The sequence below is a fragment of the Streptomyces spirodelae genome (genome assembly GCF_017676385.1).
GTDB classification, from domain to species: Bacteria; Actinomycetota; Actinomycetes; order Streptomycetales; family Streptomycetaceae; genus Streptomyces; species Streptomyces spirodelae.
Genome location: NZ_JAFFZN010000033.1, coordinates 1 through 15609, shown reverse-complemented (window position 1 = coordinate 15609; position 15609 = coordinate 1). Strand labels below are relative to the sequence as shown.

Annotated in this window: 20 protein-coding genes, 1 tRNA gene and 1 pseudogene; 17 read left to right on the top strand and 5 right to left on the bottom strand. The window is 67.6% G+C overall.

Translation table 11 applies throughout. From position 1 onward, the window contains the following. Positions 1-223: 223 nt before the first annotated feature. The 3 genes and pseudogenes from JW592_RS28120 to JW592_RS28110 all read left to right on the top strand — a co-directional run bounded on the left by JW592_RS28120 (position 224) and on the right by JW592_RS28110 (position 1685). Positions 224-591 (top strand): annotated as a pseudogene (locus JW592_RS28120) (type II toxin-antitoxin system RelE/ParE family toxin). After that, complete coding sequence (locus tag JW592_RS28115; RefSeq protein ID WP_099882997.1) at positions 591-914, top strand: helix-turn-helix domain-containing protein; 324 nt, start codon at positions 591-593, stop codon at positions 912-914. The pseudogene JW592_RS28120 and the gene JW592_RS28115 overlap by 1 nt, the downstream one beginning before the upstream one ends. Positions 915-1331: 417 nt before the next feature. Further along, the gene (locus tag JW592_RS28110; RefSeq protein ID WP_209268056.1) at positions 1332-1685 is read left to right on the top strand and encodes a hypothetical protein; all 354 of its coding nucleotides are present in this window, start codon (positions 1332-1334) and stop codon (positions 1683-1685) included. A 63-nt stretch (positions 1686-1748) separates the two neighbouring features. Here the strand turns inward: JW592_RS28110 and JW592_RS28105 are convergent, their stop codons facing one another. Further along, on the bottom strand, positions 1749-2180 hold the full coding sequence (locus tag JW592_RS28105; protein WP_229376993.1) for a hypothetical protein: 432 nt from the start codon (positions 2178-2180) through the stop codon (positions 1749-1751). A 352-nt stretch (positions 2181-2532) separates the two neighbouring features. On the opposite strand from JW592_RS28105, the gene JW592_RS28100 reads away from it, so the two are divergent. Together JW592_RS28100 and JW592_RS28095 are read left to right on the top strand one after the other, a co-directional pair. Next, the gene (locus JW592_RS28100) at positions 2533-3036 is read left to right on the top strand and encodes a hypothetical protein (protein ID WP_209268054.1); all 504 of its coding nucleotides are present in this window, start codon (positions 2533-2535) and stop codon (positions 3034-3036) included. A gap of 389 nt (positions 3037-3425) precedes the next feature. Continuing rightward, on the top strand, positions 3426-3977 hold the full coding sequence (locus tag JW592_RS28095; RefSeq protein WP_209268053.1) for a hypothetical protein: 552 nt from the start codon (positions 3426-3428) through the stop codon (positions 3975-3977). Between the two features lie 560 nt (positions 3978-4537). Here the strand turns inward: JW592_RS28095 and JW592_RS28090 are convergent. From JW592_RS28090 to JW592_RS28080, 3 genes are read right to left on the bottom strand one after another with little or no spacing between them, the layout of a single operon-like run. After that, positions 4538-4858, bottom strand: a complete 321-nt coding sequence (locus tag JW592_RS28090) for a hypothetical protein (RefSeq protein WP_209268052.1) — start codon at positions 4856-4858, stop codon at positions 4538-4540. Then, positions 4855-5328, bottom strand: a complete 474-nt coding sequence (locus JW592_RS28085; RefSeq protein WP_209268051.1) for an ATP-binding protein — start codon at positions 5326-5328, stop codon at positions 4855-4857. Before JW592_RS28085 ends, JW592_RS28090 begins: the two co-directional genes overlap by 4 nt. A gap of 45 nt (positions 5329-5373) precedes the next feature. Further along, entirely contained in the window at positions 5374-5808 is a 435-nt protein-coding gene (locus JW592_RS28080; RefSeq protein WP_209268050.1) for an NUDIX hydrolase, read from the bottom strand. 87 nt (positions 5809-5895) lie between these two features. On the opposite strand from JW592_RS28080, the gene JW592_RS28075 reads away from it, so the two are divergent. The 10 genes from JW592_RS28075 to JW592_RS28030 all read left to right on the top strand — a co-directional run bounded on the left by JW592_RS28075 (position 5896) and on the right by JW592_RS28030 (position 12859). Next, a complete protein-coding gene (locus JW592_RS28075; protein ID WP_209268049.1) occupies positions 5896-6684 on the top strand; it encodes a GntR family transcriptional regulator in 789 nt (262 codons plus the stop codon). 204 nt (positions 6685-6888) lie between these two features. Then, positions 6889-7239 (top strand): SCO3933 family regulatory protein, encoded by a 351-nt coding sequence (locus JW592_RS28070; RefSeq protein WP_209268048.1) that lies wholly within the window; start codon positions 6889-6891, stop codon positions 7237-7239. 3 nt (positions 7240-7242) lie between these two features. After that, entirely contained in the window at positions 7243-8610 is a 1368-nt protein-coding gene (locus JW592_RS28065) for an FtsK/SpoIIIE domain-containing protein (RefSeq protein ID WP_209268047.1), read from the top strand. Positions 8611-8697: 87 nt separating this feature from the next. Beyond that, positions 8698-9297, top strand: coding sequence for a DUF2637 domain-containing protein (locus JW592_RS28060; protein WP_209268046.1), 600 nt, complete (start codon positions 8698-8700; stop codon positions 9295-9297). 20 nt (positions 9298-9317) lie between these two features. After that, positions 9318-9509: a mobile element transfer protein gene (locus JW592_RS28055; RefSeq protein ID WP_209268045.1), complete on the top strand. Its 192-nt coding sequence runs from the start codon at positions 9318-9320 to the stop codon at positions 9507-9509. 13 nt (positions 9510-9522) lie between these two features. Continuing rightward, entirely contained in the window at positions 9523-9717 is a 195-nt protein-coding gene (locus tag JW592_RS28050) for a hypothetical protein (protein ID WP_209268044.1), read from the top strand. Positions 9718-9731: 14 nt separating this feature from the next. Next, complete coding sequence (locus tag JW592_RS28045; RefSeq protein ID WP_209268043.1) at positions 9732-10019, top strand: hypothetical protein; 288 nt, start codon at positions 9732-9734, stop codon at positions 10017-10019. A gap of 157 nt (positions 10020-10176) precedes the next feature. Next, positions 10177-11481, top strand: coding sequence for a replication initiator (locus tag JW592_RS28040; protein WP_209268109.1), 1305 nt, complete (start codon positions 10177-10179; stop codon positions 11479-11481). Beyond that, a complete protein-coding gene (locus JW592_RS28035; protein ID WP_209268042.1) occupies positions 11478-11690 on the top strand; it encodes an excisionase family DNA-binding protein in 213 nt (70 codons plus the stop codon). The genes JW592_RS28040 and JW592_RS28035 overlap by 4 nt, the downstream gene beginning before the upstream one ends. Continuing rightward, positions 11690-12859 carry a tyrosine-type recombinase/integrase gene (locus tag JW592_RS28030; protein ID WP_209268041.1) on the top strand — a complete coding sequence of 390 codons (1170 nt, stop codon included), beginning with the start codon at positions 11690-11692 and terminating at the stop codon, positions 12857-12859. The genes JW592_RS28035 and JW592_RS28030 overlap by 1 nt, the downstream gene beginning before the upstream one ends. A 51-nt stretch (positions 12860-12910) precedes the next feature. Here the strand turns inward: JW592_RS28030 and JW592_RS28025 are convergent. After that, positions 12911-12984: transfer RNA gene (locus tag JW592_RS28025), tRNA-Gly, on the bottom strand. A gap of 492 nt (positions 12985-13476) precedes the next feature. Between JW592_RS28025 and dcd the strand changes: the two genes are divergently transcribed. Both dcd and JW592_RS28015 read left to right on the top strand, forming a co-directional pair. After that, a complete protein-coding gene (dcd, locus tag JW592_RS28020; RefSeq protein WP_209268040.1) occupies positions 13477-14052 on the top strand; it encodes a dCTP deaminase in 576 nt (191 codons plus the stop codon). A 44-nt stretch (positions 14053-14096) separates the two neighbouring features. Further along, positions 14097-14606, top strand: a complete 510-nt coding sequence (locus JW592_RS28015; protein WP_209268039.1) for a phosphoribosyltransferase — start codon at positions 14097-14099, stop codon at positions 14604-14606. Positions 14607-15609 lie beyond the last annotated feature (1003 nt).

Here is a 15609-nt window from a genome sequence, read left to right as displayed (position 1 = left end):
CCACGTGCCCTGGTCGCGGTTGCAGGTATGGCTTCGGCTGACTTGGCGTCAGATGGACTGGGTGCCCCCTCCGGGGGTGGCGCAGAGCGCCCCGCCGGGCGATGTCGTGGTACGTGCCCGTGCTGCTTTAGCCGGTACTTGGCAGCAGCCAGTGGCCGCTGACCTCCCATGGCCCCTTGCGTGAGCTTGCGGTATGCAATCTAACGCATATATCGTTGAGAGCATGGATGGGCAGTATGTGATCGAGGTAGAGCCCGAGGTGCGGACTGGCTCGATTTGCTGCCCTTCCGCCTCTATCGCCGCGTGGAGGACAAGGCGGACCGTCTACTGGCCGAGCCCACGACACTCGGCGAGCCGTATTCGCGCCATCTGGGCGGCAAGCAGCGTGAGCTGCGGCTGGCGCTCGACGGGGATGCCGTCCGTATCCCCTACTGGCTCGCCCTGGGCCGTCGGATCGTGCTGCTGACCGTCTTCCGCAAGACCAGAATGCATGAGACTGCCGAGATCGAGCGGGCCCATCAGGCGCAGAAAGCCTGCGAGGCCGAGCACGGCCCGGCCCAGCACACCTTCGACCGAGTCAGGGAGGCGTGATGAACCACAACCAGTGGAAGACGCGTCGTACCAAGCAGCTTCTCGGTGAAGCTGTGGAGTACGACCAGGAGTACATCGACGCACGTCTCGCCGGTGACCTCGGACAGGCCATTTACGACCGCCGCGTCGAACTCGGCCTGTCTCAGACCGAACTGGCCGATCGTGCGGAGATGACGCAACCGCAGATCTCGCGCATCGAGGGTGGAGACACCGTCCCGACGCTTCCTCTGCTGCGTCGCCTTGCCAAGGCCCTGGACGGCTCGCTGAACGTTGCGCTCACAGCGGAGGACTCCCGGGTAACCTTCACCCCGTATGCGGCCTGAGCGGTGCATGTCGCTGCTCGACAATGAACGAACCCCCGGGCCTTCGGCCTGGGGGTTTCTCTCTGAGCGGGCGACGGGAATCGAACCCGCGCTCTGAGCTTGGGAATCACGGGGTGGTGGTGCTGGGTTGGGCGTCTGGCCTGCCTGGCTACGGTCGGCTGGCCATCACGGTTGGCGTTCGTGTTGCCGTAGTTGACCGGGGCTGACCGTCAGTTCTGGCACGCCTATGGCACGCGGACCGAGCCTTTCGTTGCGAACTGCGCGCACGCCAGCCGCTGAGGTCTCCTGGGTCGGCCAGCTCGGCGCTTGGAGCTGCAGGCATCCGGCCGGGTCGCAGTGGTTGCTGTACTTCGCTGCTGTACTGCAAAGGTTCCGGAGGGCAGCTTCCTAGAGGTTCACTGAGGGCAGAGAAAGGCTATGAAGTGGACGATCACGGCTCTGATGCTCCTGGCTGGCGCACTGCCTATCGCGGCGCTCGTGTCCCTCCGTAACAGCTTTGCCGAACGGCACTCAGCGCTGCGTGCCAAGAGAGCGCGCGAAGAAGAGATCAAGTCGGATCCAACACTGCCAAGCGAAGAGAAGGAGCGCCTCATACGGGAGGAGCTTCCGTCTGAGAGTACGGGATACGACGTTCTCTTCACCAAGGAGCGGATTGAGCTGGCCGTACTTGACCTGACGGTCCCTCGTTTTACCAGGCCCGTCGTGATGACAGCTCTTGGGATTCTGTCCGGAACGGGAGCTGGCTTGCTCTCCCTCTGGGCATCGCCCTGATGGCTAGCCACGAGTGAGTTCGTTCACCCCAGCGCTGTCCTGGCCTTTCGCTCCTGTCTCCGGTCAGTCGGGCGGTGGGTGTGCGACGGGAAGCTGTTCGCTGTGCAGCCATGTGAAGGTGCGGTCGGGTTCGAGGTGAGCCTCTCCCCAGTGGATGGCATGGATGCCGTCTTCTTGATCGGCTGTGAAGAAGACGCATACCAGCTTCGTAGAGGCCCCTAGCTCCTCAAACGCTTCCTCTAGTTGGCGGTACTCCTCTGTCGTCAGGTCGTCGTTGAGCTCGAACAAGCCGTCCTGTGGTTCCGGCCCGTGGGCGCGGAACAGCCGGCGCCGTGTGGGTGACGCGTTGGAGGGGAGCCGGGCCTGGTCGAGCGGTCTTGGCCTGTCTGCGTACTTGTAGGGGAAGAGAGCGTGGTTGTTGATCACCGCGTATTCGAATCCCCGGATCTCTCGGACGGACTCGCCGAGTTCGCGGGCAGTGTCGGCCAGGTTCACGCGTACGCACTCGGCGAGAGTGGAACCATATGGGCCTCGTTTTTTCAGCCCTGCCGTGAGGTGCACAGCGTGAGCCCGCGCGTGAGCTCGCGCCAGTTGTACCGGAACCGCCCTGGTGAGTTTGCTCGCCTGCCGTCCGAACCGTTCGATAGCCCAAGCCGATGGCTTGGCGCGACGCTCACCCTGCCCAGACATGCGCAGCCCCCTCGCCGTGTCACCCCGCCCACTAACTGTGTGCCACGTAGGTGGACGATTCACAAGGGCGCGTGCGGCTACAACCTTCGCGGTGGGACGGGCGTCTTCCCATCGCAGCGACCGCCGAGCGAAAGCGGTCCCAGGGGAGGGCGCAGAGATGGAAACGGTACTTGTTGGCGTCATCACCGCGTTGGCCGCGATCGGCGGAAACTTCTTCGCAAACCGGCAGGCCGAGCGACAGATGATCTCGGACGCGAAACTTCAGCTCCGGGAGCCCAGGAAGCGCACATACAGCGACTTCCTGCTCGCCTGTCGGGAAGCCCACGTTGCCCTCGTGGGTCTCTGGGAAGAAGAGACGCAAGAAGCCGACTCGGGGCGCATCGAGCACGCGATTGATCAGCACCGGTCTGCGTTGCAACGTGCCCTCGCGGCCGTGAGTCTGGAAGGGCCCGAGGTGGTCAGCGAGGCCGCTAACAAGACGATGAAGGCGTTCAACGATCTTCACCACACCGCGCTCGTCTGGAACATGAGCGGCGGGGACACTCACGACGACGGGCGCCCCATCGGATTCAGCGGCGACTACACAGGCGATATCAGACAGGCGCTGGATCACTACCTGAAGGAAGCGCGAAAGGCCCTGACCACGTCCGCAGACGGGTAGGAGGGCAAGCTTCTCTCCGTAGGCTTGGGGTCGACGACCTTCTGTTTACAAGCTCTACAGAGATCGGTCGGTGAGGCTCATACCGGCCGCTTCGCAGGGAGAGAGGCAGCTTCAGACCGCAACGGTTGGTGGAGTTGCTGTACTTCGCTGCTGTACCGCAACGGGACTCGCGTGGGCCTTCGCCACTGGCAGCTGCCACGACGGCGGGAGCGCCGAACGATTAGGTGCGCGTATGCCTAACCCCACGGGGCCACCGGCTCACCATGCTGTCGTCCCCTCCGCCCTGACCAGCGCGGGCAGTAGCCGCTGGCCCACCAGCGCTGCCTGGACCCTCCGCACAACACAGACACAGGAGCCCCATGCACCCGCCGCCTCGTATCATGCGGGGCATGGAGTCGCCTGATGACCACCCGGATTGGAGCCACCCGGAGGTACACACAGCCAACACGTTCGATCACGCGACCGTACAAGGCCCTGCGGTGCAGGCGCGCGACATCCAGCAACTGACGATCGCAGCGGGTTCCCTTCTTTCGGATCGCTACCAAGCGTACGCAGACTTCTGCACGGTGTGGGAAGAGCTTCAGCCGCAGATCCTGCGGGTAGCCACGTCACTCTGGATAGTTCGCAGTTTCGACCAATACGCGGCAATGGTGCATCGCTCTGAATCCCTGTTCGGTGATCTTGAGCGGCGTCATCGACGCATCGCGCTATTGGACGGTGATGACGCCCTCTCTCTGCCAGTGCTAGAGGCTGCCAAGCAAGCTGTGCGGGCGGTGGGACCTTACATGTACGCCTGGGGGAGGGGAAATGACGAAGCAATCTCGAACGCAGAAGCCCGCAACTACGAATCGTTGATGAACCTCAATGAAGCAGAGGCTGCGTTCGATCACTTTGTGCAGCAGGCGAGCGCGACGCTTCGTGACGGAAGGCGTAACGCTTAGGGGGTAGAGCTGCTTTTGTGCGAGATATCGGGGCCTCGCGCTCGCCAGCGAATCGGGCTGGCTCTTCGCCAGCACAAAGTGCCCGATCTGGGCCCCCGAATCTTCGAGTGCCGCTGCTACCTCAAGCGGAGAAAGTCAGCCACGACGGTGGGATGGATGCCGAGCACCCGCACGTGGTCACCCCAACCACCCACCGTCATCAGCCACGCTTTCCAGCCTTGATCGTTGGCCCGCAGACGCCTTCGCGAAGCCCCGGCCGGCCACTTTGTGATGGCGGGACCGGCCCGCAGCCCGCGACGAAGCCGGGCGCCGCGCCACGGGCCTCGTCGGCGTTGTGCCTCTGGTCGTGTTCGTGCCGCCGGGCGTCCGCCGATGACCGGGCATGTGACGAAGTGGTCCGAACTCGCCCAACCGAGAAACTCGGTTGCTGCGCTGGCCTGCGCGCTGAGCGGGTCGGGGTCGGCGCGGAGCGGGGCGGAGACAGGAGCGGGCGGCGGCCACGGGCCGCCAGCGCGCGCGGCCCGCGTCAGCGGGCCGCCTTGAAGTCGTAGAGAAAGTTGTTACGCACGCGCCTGGTGAGCTGGCGGGCAGGCTATTGGGCTGACTGTCCAAGTCGCTGCTGTGGTGCGTTGCTTGAGGGTGAGCGTGTGGGGCTTGCCCTGTTCGAGGTCGCGGGCTGCTGTTGGTTGGCCGTGGTCGAGCCAGGCACGGGCCTCTCGGTAGGGCTCTTCGTCCAGCGTCATGGCGATCATCATGAGGCTGATACGGACCCAGCGCAGGGCTTCGCGAGGGCTGTGGGCGTCGTAGGTGCCGAGTCGGCGTTCGTTGACGTAGCACTCGCAGTAGTAGACCCACGTTGTGGGAAGCGGCTGGGTGGTCATGGTGTCGGCCTCCGTGCGGGCAGTGCCGTGTGTCCGCCTGGCGGTGCGAGTCGGGTCGGTTGGTTCGTCTCGTCGGCCATCTCGACGGTGACGGTCCGGCCGTAGTCGTCTCCGGTGACGCGTACGCGGCTGGCCAGTGCTGTCACGAGGCTGAGGCCCCGGCCGTGGGTGTCGTCCTCGCCCGGGGTCTCGACGTGAGGCTTCGTCGTGCTGCCTCCGGTGTCCGTGACCGCCAGGACGACAGTTCCGCGCGAGCGGTGCAGGGAGACATGGAAGCTCCCGTTGGGGCTGCCGCTCGCCGAGTGCATCAGCGCGTTCGAGCCCAGCTCGCTCACGATCAGTGCGGCGTCGTCGGCGTGGGGGCTGTCGCGCAGGACGTCACGGGTCCAGCGGCGGGCTCGGCCGATCTCTTCGGGGAGTCCTGGGCAGGTGAGTTCCCAGATCCGCCAGTCACTCATATACTCGTGCATACAAGTTCCTCCATGCTGGTGGCCGCTATGGGTAGTGGAAGTGTTCTAGATGAGTCGCACGCCGTCGTGGGCCCGGATGGCCGGCGGGGATGCCCCGTCGAGCGCGTCCAGGACGCGGACCGCGTATGCCTCGTCGGCGAGCTGGGTGACCTCTTCGCGGGTGGCCCAGCGAAGGGCGTAGGTCTCCTCCCCGGTGGTCGGAGAGCCGTCGGCCGCTTCGCAGCGGAAGACCATGGAGACGATCAAGCCTGTCATGTTCTTGTAGATGCCCGTGAGGGTCGCGGGGAGTGCGATCTTGTACCCGGTCTCTTCGAGGACCTCGCGTTGAAGCGCGTCGGGGATGGTCTCCCCGGGTTCGAGGACGCCGCCGGGTGGCTCCCACTGTCCGTTGTCGCGGCGCTGGATGAGCAGCGCTCGGCCCGCGTCGTCAACGATGACCCCTGCGACGCTTACGGAGTGGGGGCGCTCTGCGCTACTCACGTTCCTCGGTCCCCTCAGATGGCTAGGCTTCTCCACCGTAGCAACGGTACTCAGCATCTCGTCTAGATATCCAAAGGAGTACACACCATGGCGGCTCTTCCCTCCGGCATTCTCGGGGCGCTGGACCCCACCAGCGACCGAGCGGTCTTCCGGCAGATTGCCGACCAGATCCGGGAAGCCATCGACAAGGGCCGCTTCAAGGAAGGCGCCAAGCTGCCCTCCGAATCGGAGCTGGTTGAGCACTTCGGCGTCTCACGGATGACGGTTCGCAACGCTCTCTCCATCCTCCAGAGCGAAGGGCTGGTCTCGTCCGAACACGGCAAGGGCGTCTTCGTCCGGCCACGGCCCCCTGTGCGGCGACTCGCCTCCGACCGGTTCGCACGTCGGCACCGTGATCAGGGAAAGTCGGCGTTCACCGTGGAGGCGGAAGCCGCGGGGAGCAAGCCCGAGGTGGACAGCTTGGAGGTCCGGGAAGAGAAGCCCACCCCGGACATCTCCGCTCGGCTCGGCTCGGCCCGCAAGGTCCTCGCCCGGCGTCGGCGCTATCTGCTGGACGGGCGGCCGGTCGAGTTCGCCGTCTCCTACCTGCCGCTGGACCTGGCACGCGGTACGCAGATCGCCGAACCCAACCCGGGGCCCGGTGGCATCTACGCCCGGCTGGAAGAGCTCGGCCACCGCTTGGACCACTTCGACGAAGAGGTCCGCGCCCGGATGCCCTCCCCGGCCGAGGTCAAGATGCTGCGGCTGTCCTCCGGCGTACCGGTCATCAGCCTGATCCGCACCGCCTACGACACCGAGGGCCGCGCGGTCGAGGTCTGCGACACCGTCATGGCCGCCGACGCCTACGTACTGGCCTACCAACTCCCCGCCAACTGACGCTCCTTGGGAGCTCTGGCAACCATGGCACAGGGTCGTCTCTCCGGACTCGTACACACCCAGAGGCATACTCGTATAGACGAGTGGGCAAGACTTGTGGCACAGTGGTCCGCATCCCAACAGCTCGCCGGGATCTATCACGAAGAGAGCTTGTCTAGATGACTAGCCCTCGGTCTCGGTGTACGTACAAAGGAGAGAAAACCCTTGCGCACTATCCGAGTTGAAACCTCTACCGCCACGATCCTGCTGACCGAAGCACCTGAGCCGAAGGTGCGGGATCGACAGACCGGTGAGATCGCCAAGGACGCCACCAGTGGCGAAACGCTGATGAAGGTCGGCGTCGTCTACATCGACGAGGGTGAGTCCTCGCTGATCCACGTGACCGTGCCCGAGAGCGGCATCACTGAAGGGCTGGCGCTGGGTGCTCCGGTCTCGCTGCCGGGTCTGGTGGCTCGGCCGTGGGAGTCGGTATTCAACGGTCAGCAGCGGCACGGCATCGCCTACCGCGCTGCCGCTGTCGCCCCGGGCGCCGTTCCGGCTGGCATGGGGGCCTGACCCGTGTCCGAGCTGATGACGCTGATGGAGGTAGGCGGCCCGGTGGCTGCACTGGGCGGCGGGGGTGCCTACCTCCGGGCCCAGCACCCGGCCGCGTACTGGTCCACGCTGGGCATGCCTGCCTCGGCTCTGCGCCTGGTGGGCTCGTACGGATCGGTCATGGACTCCTGCGGGCTGACCGTAGAGCCCTCTCGTCTGCGGGCGCTGGCTGTGCGGGCCACGATGCGGCGGGAGGTACGGCCGGTTCCTCCTCGTCGGGGGATGCTGCGGCCGACCTCGACCGGCCTGCGGCTCCGGCTGCGGCTCGCGCCGGGGCAGGAACCGGCCGACGTAGCCGCGTCCGCTGAGCGACTGCGGCATGCGTGGGGCGTGCACGCCGTCTATGTCGAGCCGGTCAAGCCCGGTGTGGTCGAGCTGCGGCTGGTCGGCTTCGATGTGCTGCGACGGGTGCGGATGCCGCGTAAGGCCGGTGGCGGGTTCCTGCGGGTGCCGGTGGCGCTGCGGGAGGACGCAACCGCGTTCCTACGCGACTTCCGCGCCATCCCGCATGAACTGGTGCTCGGCGCAACGCTGTCAGGTAAGTCGATGTACCTGCGGCACCTGATCACCGGGCTCGCCGGTCAGCCGGTCGCACTGGCCGGTATCGACTGCAAGCGCGGCGTCGAGCTGGCGCCCTTCGCTCCGCGACTGTCCGCGCTGGCCACCGACCCGGGGCAGGCTGCCGAGCTGCTTCGTGCACTGGTACAGGAGATGGAGGACCGCTACGACCTGATACGCGCCCGGCAGGGCATCGCCCCCACCACGCCGGATGAAGAGATCACCTCGGACGTGTGGGGTCTGCCGGAGGGCGAACGGCCGGTGCCGATCGTGCTGTTCGTGGATGAGGTCGCTGAACTGTTCCTCGTCGCCTCCCGAAAGGACGAGGAACGACGGGACGAGATGGTCACCCAGCTCATCCGCCTCGCCCAGCTCGGCCGTGCCGCTGGGATCTATCTGGAGGTGTGCGGGCAGCGGTTCGGTGCCGAGCTGGGCAAGGGGGCCACCATGCTCCGGGCCCAGCTCTCCGGCCGCGTCTGCCACCGCGTGAACGACGAGCCCTCGGCCAAGATGGCGCTCGGGGACATCGCCCCCGAAGCGGTCTGCGCCGCCTGCACCATGGCTCCTGAGCGGCCTGGGCTCGCGGTGGCCGGTGACACCTCTGGTGGCTGGTCGCGCATCCGCACCCCCCACCTGTCCTTGGCTGATGCCGCCGCCCGCTGTGAGCGCACCGCGCACCTGGCGCCGGACCTGCCTGCACTCAAGCCGTTCCGGCCCGCCGCCCCGGCTGTCTCGTCAACGTCGCTGACCAAGACCCGGCCCGCTACCGCCTGACCTTCCACTCTCCGACTCGGCCGGCGCGCCTGCCCTCGCGCCAACTCCCTACCCCTCCCATGCCGAAAACGAAAGGAGGTGCCACCCATGCGCGCGCACCTCGCCCGCGTAGATGCCGTGCTCGTACAGGCGGTCATCGCTGCTGCGCTGTCCTTCGCGCACCTGCACGACCTGGCCTCGGCGGCCGGGCAAGACGGCTGGAAAGCCTGGGCCTACCCGGTGTCGGTTGACCTTCTGCTTGTGGCTGCCTGGCGTCGGCTGCGCTCGGGTCGTGACCGGGCGGCGGGCTGGTGCTGGTTCCTCGTCGCCCTCACGGCCTCCCTGGGCGCCAACATCGCCACTGCCGGACTCCTCGACCTGGGCGACGTGCCCGACTGGCTCCGCATCCTCGTCGCCGGGTGGCCTGCGCTGGCCTTCCTCGGCGGAACCCTCCTCGCCCACAGCAGTACGACACCGGCCGCTGACGCTGCCCCGGAGGCGGAGCCCGCCCTGACGGTCGAACCAGTGCACCCGGACCCGGCTCCCGCGTCCTCGGCTGCCGTCCCAACCGCCCTCATCGAGCACGCACGCAAGATCGCCGACGCCCACCAGACGCGCACCGGCGCCCCCATCGATGCTGACACCCTTCGCGCCCGTCTCGGTGTCCCTGCACCGCTCGCCGACCAGATTGCCGCCCAACTCACCTGACCGAACTGGAGGACTGCGCTATGCCGCTCAACCGCCGCTTCCGCTCCGTGGCCCGCATCGGCCCCGTACAGGTCGGGACCGCCAACGACGGCCGGGGCCGTGAGAAGCACACCGCCGCCTGCACCGCCCCGCGCTGCGGCTTCTCCGCCGACTACGACTCACGCGCCGCCGCCGAACTGGCCGCACGCACCCACCGCTGCCCCATCCGCTGAAAGGAGTCCCCGCATGTCCGTGAACCTGCCTCTAGGCGTTGTCCTGGGCCTGCTCGTGTGGGGCGCCGTGAAGTTCCTCGGCGTCCGCGTCTGGCTCGTCGTCGTGATCGCCCTGTTCGGCTTCTACCTCGCCGACACCATCCTCGCCCCCGCCATCGACAACGGCACCCGCACCGGAGTCGAAACCGTCAACGGCACCCACGACTGACAGGAGGACAACTGATGTTCCTGCGCCCCCAACTCCCCGAGACTCCCAACCCGAACCTGCCGACGACGACCCAACACACGCACGTCCCGGCCTGCGGCTGCCAGCACTCCGCACCCGTCGCCACGCCGCCGCAGCGGTCGCTGCCCTCGGTCAGCTCGGGAGTCGTCGCTGCCGTGATCGTCGGCGGTGTGGTCGTCATCGCGCTCCTGGCCGCCGTCGCCGTGACGGCCGTGTCCGTCGCCGTGGCCGCGCTCGTCCTGCGCTCGCTCCTCAGCTCCCGCAGCGGCATCCACCACCGCTGAACGGCCACCGGGGCGGCCTCGATACCGCCAAGCATCCGCCGCCCCGGCAGCCCGGCCCCTTCCCGTACTCGTAAGTCAGAGAAGGAGAAGCACCATCATCGCGCGCACGAACCCCGCCCCGCTCGCAGAGCTGGCAAACCTCGCCGCGACCGGCTCCCTGCCCGGTATCCTCCGCCAGCTCTCCGGCCTGGGCGGCTGCACCCACCCCATCCGCCTGGCCGGCCACCGCACCGAACACAACCTCGACACCACCACCGGCGAGATCGGCCCGGCCCTGCGCCGACTCGATTCCGCCGAGCTTCCGGCCGGTGACCTCTTGGTCCGCTGCGGCAACCGCCGCACCACCCGCTGTGCCGCCTGCGCCGAGACCTACCGCCGCGACACCTTCCACCTCATCACCGCCGGACTACGCGGCGGCAAGGGCACCCCGGAAGAGGTCACCGCTCACCCACGCGTCTTCGCGACGTTCACCGCGCCGAGCTTCGGCCCGGTCCATAACCGGCCTGGCACTCGTCCCTGCCGCTGCGGCCGTCGCCACGCTGCCGACGATCCGGCGCTCGGGTCGCCGCTGGACCCGGAACGGTACGACTACGAATCCGCGGTGCTCTGGAACGCCCACGCAGGCATGCTCTGGCGCCGCTTCACCATCCACCTCCGCCGCGAAATCGCACGCCGCGCCGGACTCACCCAACGAGAGCTCCCCGAGAGGGCCCGGGTGTCCTTCGCGAAGGTCGCCGAGTACCAGAAGCGCGGCGCCGTCCACTTCCACGCCGTCATCCGCCTCGACGGCCCGGCAGGTGGCGAGTCCCGGCCCCCGCACTGGGCTACGGCCGAGCTGCTGGGCGACGCCATCCGCGCCGCCGCTACACGGGCCGTCGTTCCTGGCCCGGTCCTCGACGGCCGCACCCACACCTTCGCCTTCGGCCGCCAGCTCGACATCCGCACGATCCACGGTCCCGACCTCGACGGCGGCCAAGCCCTGACCGACCGCGCGGTCGCCGCCTACATCGCCAAGTACGCCACCAAGGGAGCCGAAACAGCCACGGGCACCCTCGACCGCCGCCTGCGCTTCGTCGCCGAGCTGGCCACCCTCAACCTCCCGCAGCATGCTGAACGGCTCATCCGCACCGCCTGGGCCCTCGGTGCTCGCAAAGACCTCGAACACCTTCGCCTACGCGCCTGGGCCCACATGCTCGGCTTCCGGGGCCACTTCTCCACCAAGACCCGCCGCTACTCCACCACCCTCGGAGCCCTCCGCACCGCCCGCGCCGAATGGCGCCGTCTCCAAGCCGCCATCGCACGCGGCGACGATCCACAGCCGATGGACAGCGAGCAAACGACGCTCGTGCTCGCCCACTGGGCCTACGCCGGAACCGGCCTCACCCCAACCGAGCAATGGCTATCCGCCTCCCTCGCGGACACCCCCAACACCCACACCCCGGAAGGAGACGACGCCCGATGACGGACCGGCACCTCAGCGTCGACCAGGTCGCCGAAGTCCTCGGCACCACACCCCGCTTCCCGCGCCGACTCATCGCCGAGCGCCGCATCACCTTCGTCAAGGTCGGCCGGCACGTCCGGATCCCGGAGAGTGCGTTGGCCGCGTACATCGAGGCGCGCACAGTCCAGCCGCGTCGCCCCCATCGTTCTCGCTACCGGAGGGCTGCCTGATGGCGAACAGCAGAGGCAGGCGGCGCCGCTTCGGGGCGATCCGGCGGCTTCCCTCCGGGCGGTACCAGGCGCGCTATCCCGGGCCTGACGGAGTGATGAGGCCAGCGCCATTCACCTTCGAGACGACAGGCGACGCTGACGACTGGCTTGCCGAGAAGCGGACGGAGATCCGCCGGGGGGAGTGGCAGGACCCTGATGCCGGGGCCGTGAACTTCCGGGACTACGCGCTCACCTGGGTGGATGAGAGGGGCCTGTCGGCGACTACGGAAGAGCTTTACCTGCGTCTCCTCCGTCTGCATCTGCTGCCCACTTTTGAGGAGTACGACCTAGAGGAGATCACCGCGCCTCGCGTGCGCACGTGGCGCATGGAACGGCTCAAGGCGACTGGGGCCAAGACCACGGTGGCCAAGTCCTACCAGCTGCTGAAAGCCATCATGGAAACGGCTGTCGAGGATGAGCTGATCCGCCGCAATCCCTGCCGGATCAAGGGAGCGGGGAAGGAGTCGGCAGCCGAACGGCGCGTCGCGACCGTCGCCCAGGTGGACGCCATCGCCGACGCCATGGGGCCGCGCTGGCGCCTCATGGTCTACATCGCCGCGTACGGTCCGGCCCGCCCCGAGGAACAGGCGGGCTTGCGCCGCTCGGATGTCGACCTGGAGCGTGTTGGCGTCTGGATTCGTCGGGCGGAGCCGGAGCTGTGTACCGGTGAACGGGCGCCGGGTGAGACGAAGTCCGAAGCGGGGAAGCGGTTCCTCACCCTCCCGGCCTTCATGAAGAAGGACCTCGAACGGCACGTCGCGTGGTTCGCGGAGAAAGAACCGGACGGGTTGCTGTTCGTCGGTGAGCGAGGTGCCCCGTTCCGCCGTTCCACCTTCGGGCGGAAGTGGAGCCGGGCTCGGCGTAAGGCGGGGCTGCCGGACGACTTCCGGTTCTATGACCTACGCCATACCGGCCACACCCTCTCGACGCGTTCCGGCGCCACGCTCAAGGACACGATGGTCCGCGCTGGCCAGTCGTCCGAGCGGGCCGCGCTGATCTATCAGCACTCCGACGACGAACGGCAGAAGGAGGTAGCCGCCGGACTGGATGCCCTCGTGCGGGCCGAGCGCAAGAAGGGCACCCGCGACGACGACGGGCGTTCTGGCACGGATCTGGCACGGGACGCCTGAACTGGTCCAGACAACAACGAAGACCCAGATCGCTGACCTGGGTCTTCGTCGTGGAGCGGGCGACGGGAATCGAACCCGCGCTCTGAGCTTGGGAAGCTCATGTTCTACCATTAAACTACGCCCGCGAGGAGCCGGATGGTGGGGTGGCTCGTCGTCGGACACTGTACCTCATGGGAGACCCTGGCCGCATATGGCCTGGGTCTTTCTGCTGTTCCGGGGTGTGGGGGCGGTGAGTTGGGGGGCGTACGGTGGGGGCGGAGTGCCGGGCGGTAGGGCGTCGGGCTCATCCCCTAACGTGGCTTTTGTCGTCCACGCATCCACGTAACTGGGGAGAGGGAAGCGATGGAATCCACCGTTGTCCGGTGTGCCGAGGGGCACGTGTTCAGCACCTCGACGTTCCCGATGCAGCAGTTGGGGTCCTCCCGGATCGGGCCAGGGCGGCTGTTGCGCTGTCCCCAGTGCGGGCGGCTGCGGCAGGCGGTGCCCGTGGGGCGGCAGCGGAAGGGGTGAGAGCTGAGAGGGGACGCGGCCTTCTCGGGGGCCCGAGAGCGCGTCCCTCGCTGTGGCGGGGCCGGTCCGATTGGGCCGGCCCCGCTTCATGCGCGTAGTCTCGGCCCGTGCTTCTCTCAGACAAGGACATCCGGGCCGAGATCGACGCCGGCCGGGTGCGGATCGATCCATACGATCCGGCGATGGTGCAGCCCTCCAGCATCGACGTCCGGCTGGACCGTTTCTTCCGGGTGTTCGAGAACCACCGCTACCCGCACATCGACCCCGCCGTGGAGCAGCCCGACCTGACGCGGCTGATCGAGGCCGAGGGCGACGAGCCGTTCATCCTGCATCCCGGGGAGTTCGTGCTGGCGTCCACGTACGAGGTGATCTCGCTGCCGGAGGATGTCGCCTCGCGGCTGGAGGGGAAGAGTTCGCTGGGGCGGCTGGGGCTGCTGACGCACTCGACGGCGGGCTTCATCGACCCGGGCTTCTCCGGTCATGTGACGCTGGAGCTGTCGAACGTGGCGACGCTGCCCATGAAGCTGTGGCCCGGTATGAAGATCGGCCAGCTGTGCATGTTCCGGCTGACGTCACCCGCGGAGCATCCGTACGGGTCGGCGCAGTACGGCTCCCGCTACCAGAATCAGCGCGGGCCCACTCCCTCCCGCTCGTACCTGAACTTTCACCGCACCCACGTGTGAGCCGCTGAGAAGAAGTCGAGACGCGAGAGTGGAAAGAGCCGCCTGTGAGTGACGAGCGCGAGAACCTGACGTACACAGTCTTCGGGCAGGCCATCCGGGAGCTGGCGCAGCGGGTGGCCGACGACGGGTACGAGCCGGACATCATCCTCTCGATTGCCCGGGGCGGCCTCTTCGTGGCGGGCGGGCTCGGCTACGCGCTCGACGTGAAGAACCTCCATGTGATGAACGTGGAGTTCTATACCGGTGTGGGTGAGACGCTCGCCATGCCGGTGATGTTGCCGCCCGTGCCGAATGTCGTGGACCTCAGCCGCAAGAAGGTCCTCATCGCCGACGATGTCGCCGACACCGGTAAGACGCTCAAGCTGGTGCAGGACTTCTGCGCCGCGCACGTGGCGGAGGCGCGGAGCGCGGTTGTCTATGAGAAGTCGCACTCCTTGGTGAAGTGCGACTACGTCTGGAAGCGGACCGACCAGTGGATCAACTTCCCTTGGAGTGTCTTGCCTCCAGTACATAGGTCGGGAGAGGCGCCCAAGGAGAACAAGGAAGCGCTCTGACCTGCACCTTTCAGACCGTCTTCGCCCACCACTCCCCTTGGGCTTCCCTCCCGTCTGCCGTCGACCCACACGTGAGTGGAGTGGGCGTGGTTCAGGGCGTCAAGGTGGAGCGCGCTACTGTACGAACGACCTTGACGCCCTGGGCCGCGTCCGCTCGGCTTTGCCTGGGTCGTCGGCAGGCGGGAGGGAAGCCCTCCCCACCTCAGCCACGATGCGCCTGCAGTCGCACGCGCTGCCCCCTTCCCTCTCGGAGCCTGAGCGCCCCCGCCGGAGGCATGCTCTTTCCCCTGCGGGCCACGGTCTCCGGCTGTCTCGTCCACCTTCCCCCCTCTCCTGCCCCTTCACTTCCCGCGCGCTGCGGCGGTTCGCCCGCGGGCGCTGCGTCCCCTTCGAGCCCTGCCGCCGGCGTCCTGGTACCTCGTCGGGTTGGGGGCTGGTCGTGGGCCTGTCCGCTCGTGCTGGGGTGTCGGTGCTGCGGTAAGAGGGTGGGTCTCAGCGCTCGGTCCGGCGCGATGTTCTCAAGGCGTGCCAAAGCGTGAAGCGGGCTACCCCGTGGCATCTTCGGTGGCGCGGGGCCGGGGCCGGGGCGGCGCGGGCCGAAGGCAGGAGCAGAGCCCCGAGCCCCGAGCCCGCGCCGGCCCGTTGTACGGGCCGGTGGGGTGTAGCCCGTAGCGGCGGCTGGAAAGCCGATTGGTCGCCGGCGCCGGATGCCCGACAGGGCAAGAGCCCCCGCCCCTGGCCGCGAACCGGGAAGCTCCACCGCCCGGGAAGGGCGAAGCCCTCCCGCGCCCGCCCGTGCCACCGATCAGGGCCTCATGGGTCGAAGCGTGCTCGGTTCGTCCTGGCCGGCTACCGCTCTCGTCGGCGTCCTACCGCCGCCAGACTCCCGCCCCGGGAAGAACCTGAAGGGACCTCCCCCCTCCCCACCCACCCGCGAGCGCAGCGAGCCTTGATGAAGTAGGGAAAGTTCTAACAGGTCCTACTGGCGTCCCAGTTGTCCTAG

What these genes read in the sequence shown, in the direction of transcription:
- JW592_RS28030 (WP_209268041.1), top strand. Translation starts at nt 11,690, where the DNA reads ATGGCGAACAGCAGAGGCAGGCGGCGCCGCTTCGGGGCGATCCGGCGG.
- JW592_RS28085 (WP_209268051.1), bottom strand. Translation starts at nt 5,328, where the DNA reads ATGCACGAGTATATGAGTGACTGGCGGATCTGGGAACTCACCTGCCCA.
- JW592_RS28090 (WP_209268052.1), bottom strand. Translation starts at nt 4,858, where the DNA reads ATGACCACCCAGCCGCTTCCCACAACGTGGGTCTACTACTGCGAGTGC.
- JW592_RS28115 (WP_099882997.1), top strand. Translation starts at nt 591, where the DNA reads ATGAACCACAACCAGTGGAAGACGCGTCGTACCAAGCAGCTTCTCGGT.
- JW592_RS28110 (WP_209268056.1), top strand. Translation starts at nt 1,332, where the DNA reads ATGAAGTGGACGATCACGGCTCTGATGCTCCTGGCTGGCGCACTGCCT.
- JW592_RS28100 (WP_209268054.1), top strand. Translation starts at nt 2,533, where the DNA reads ATGGAAACGGTACTTGTTGGCGTCATCACCGCGTTGGCCGCGATCGGC.
- JW592_RS28075 (WP_209268049.1), top strand. Translation starts at nt 5,896, where the DNA reads ATGGCGGCTCTTCCCTCCGGCATTCTCGGGGCGCTGGACCCCACCAGC.
- JW592_RS28095 (WP_209268053.1), top strand. Translation starts at nt 3,426, where the DNA reads ATGGAGTCGCCTGATGACCACCCGGATTGGAGCCACCCGGAGGTACAC.
- JW592_RS28060 (WP_209268046.1), top strand. Translation starts at nt 8,698, where the DNA reads ATGCGCGCGCACCTCGCCCGCGTAGATGCCGTGCTCGTACAGGCGGTC.
- JW592_RS28055 (WP_209268045.1), top strand. Translation starts at nt 9,318, where the DNA reads ATGCCGCTCAACCGCCGCTTCCGCTCCGTGGCCCGCATCGGCCCCGTA.
- JW592_RS28050 (WP_209268044.1), top strand. Translation starts at nt 9,523, where the DNA reads ATGTCCGTGAACCTGCCTCTAGGCGTTGTCCTGGGCCTGCTCGTGTGG.
- JW592_RS28045 (WP_209268043.1), top strand. Translation starts at nt 9,732, where the DNA reads ATGTTCCTGCGCCCCCAACTCCCCGAGACTCCCAACCCGAACCTGCCG.
- JW592_RS28035 (WP_209268042.1), top strand. Translation starts at nt 11,478, where the DNA reads ATGACGGACCGGCACCTCAGCGTCGACCAGGTCGCCGAAGTCCTCGGC.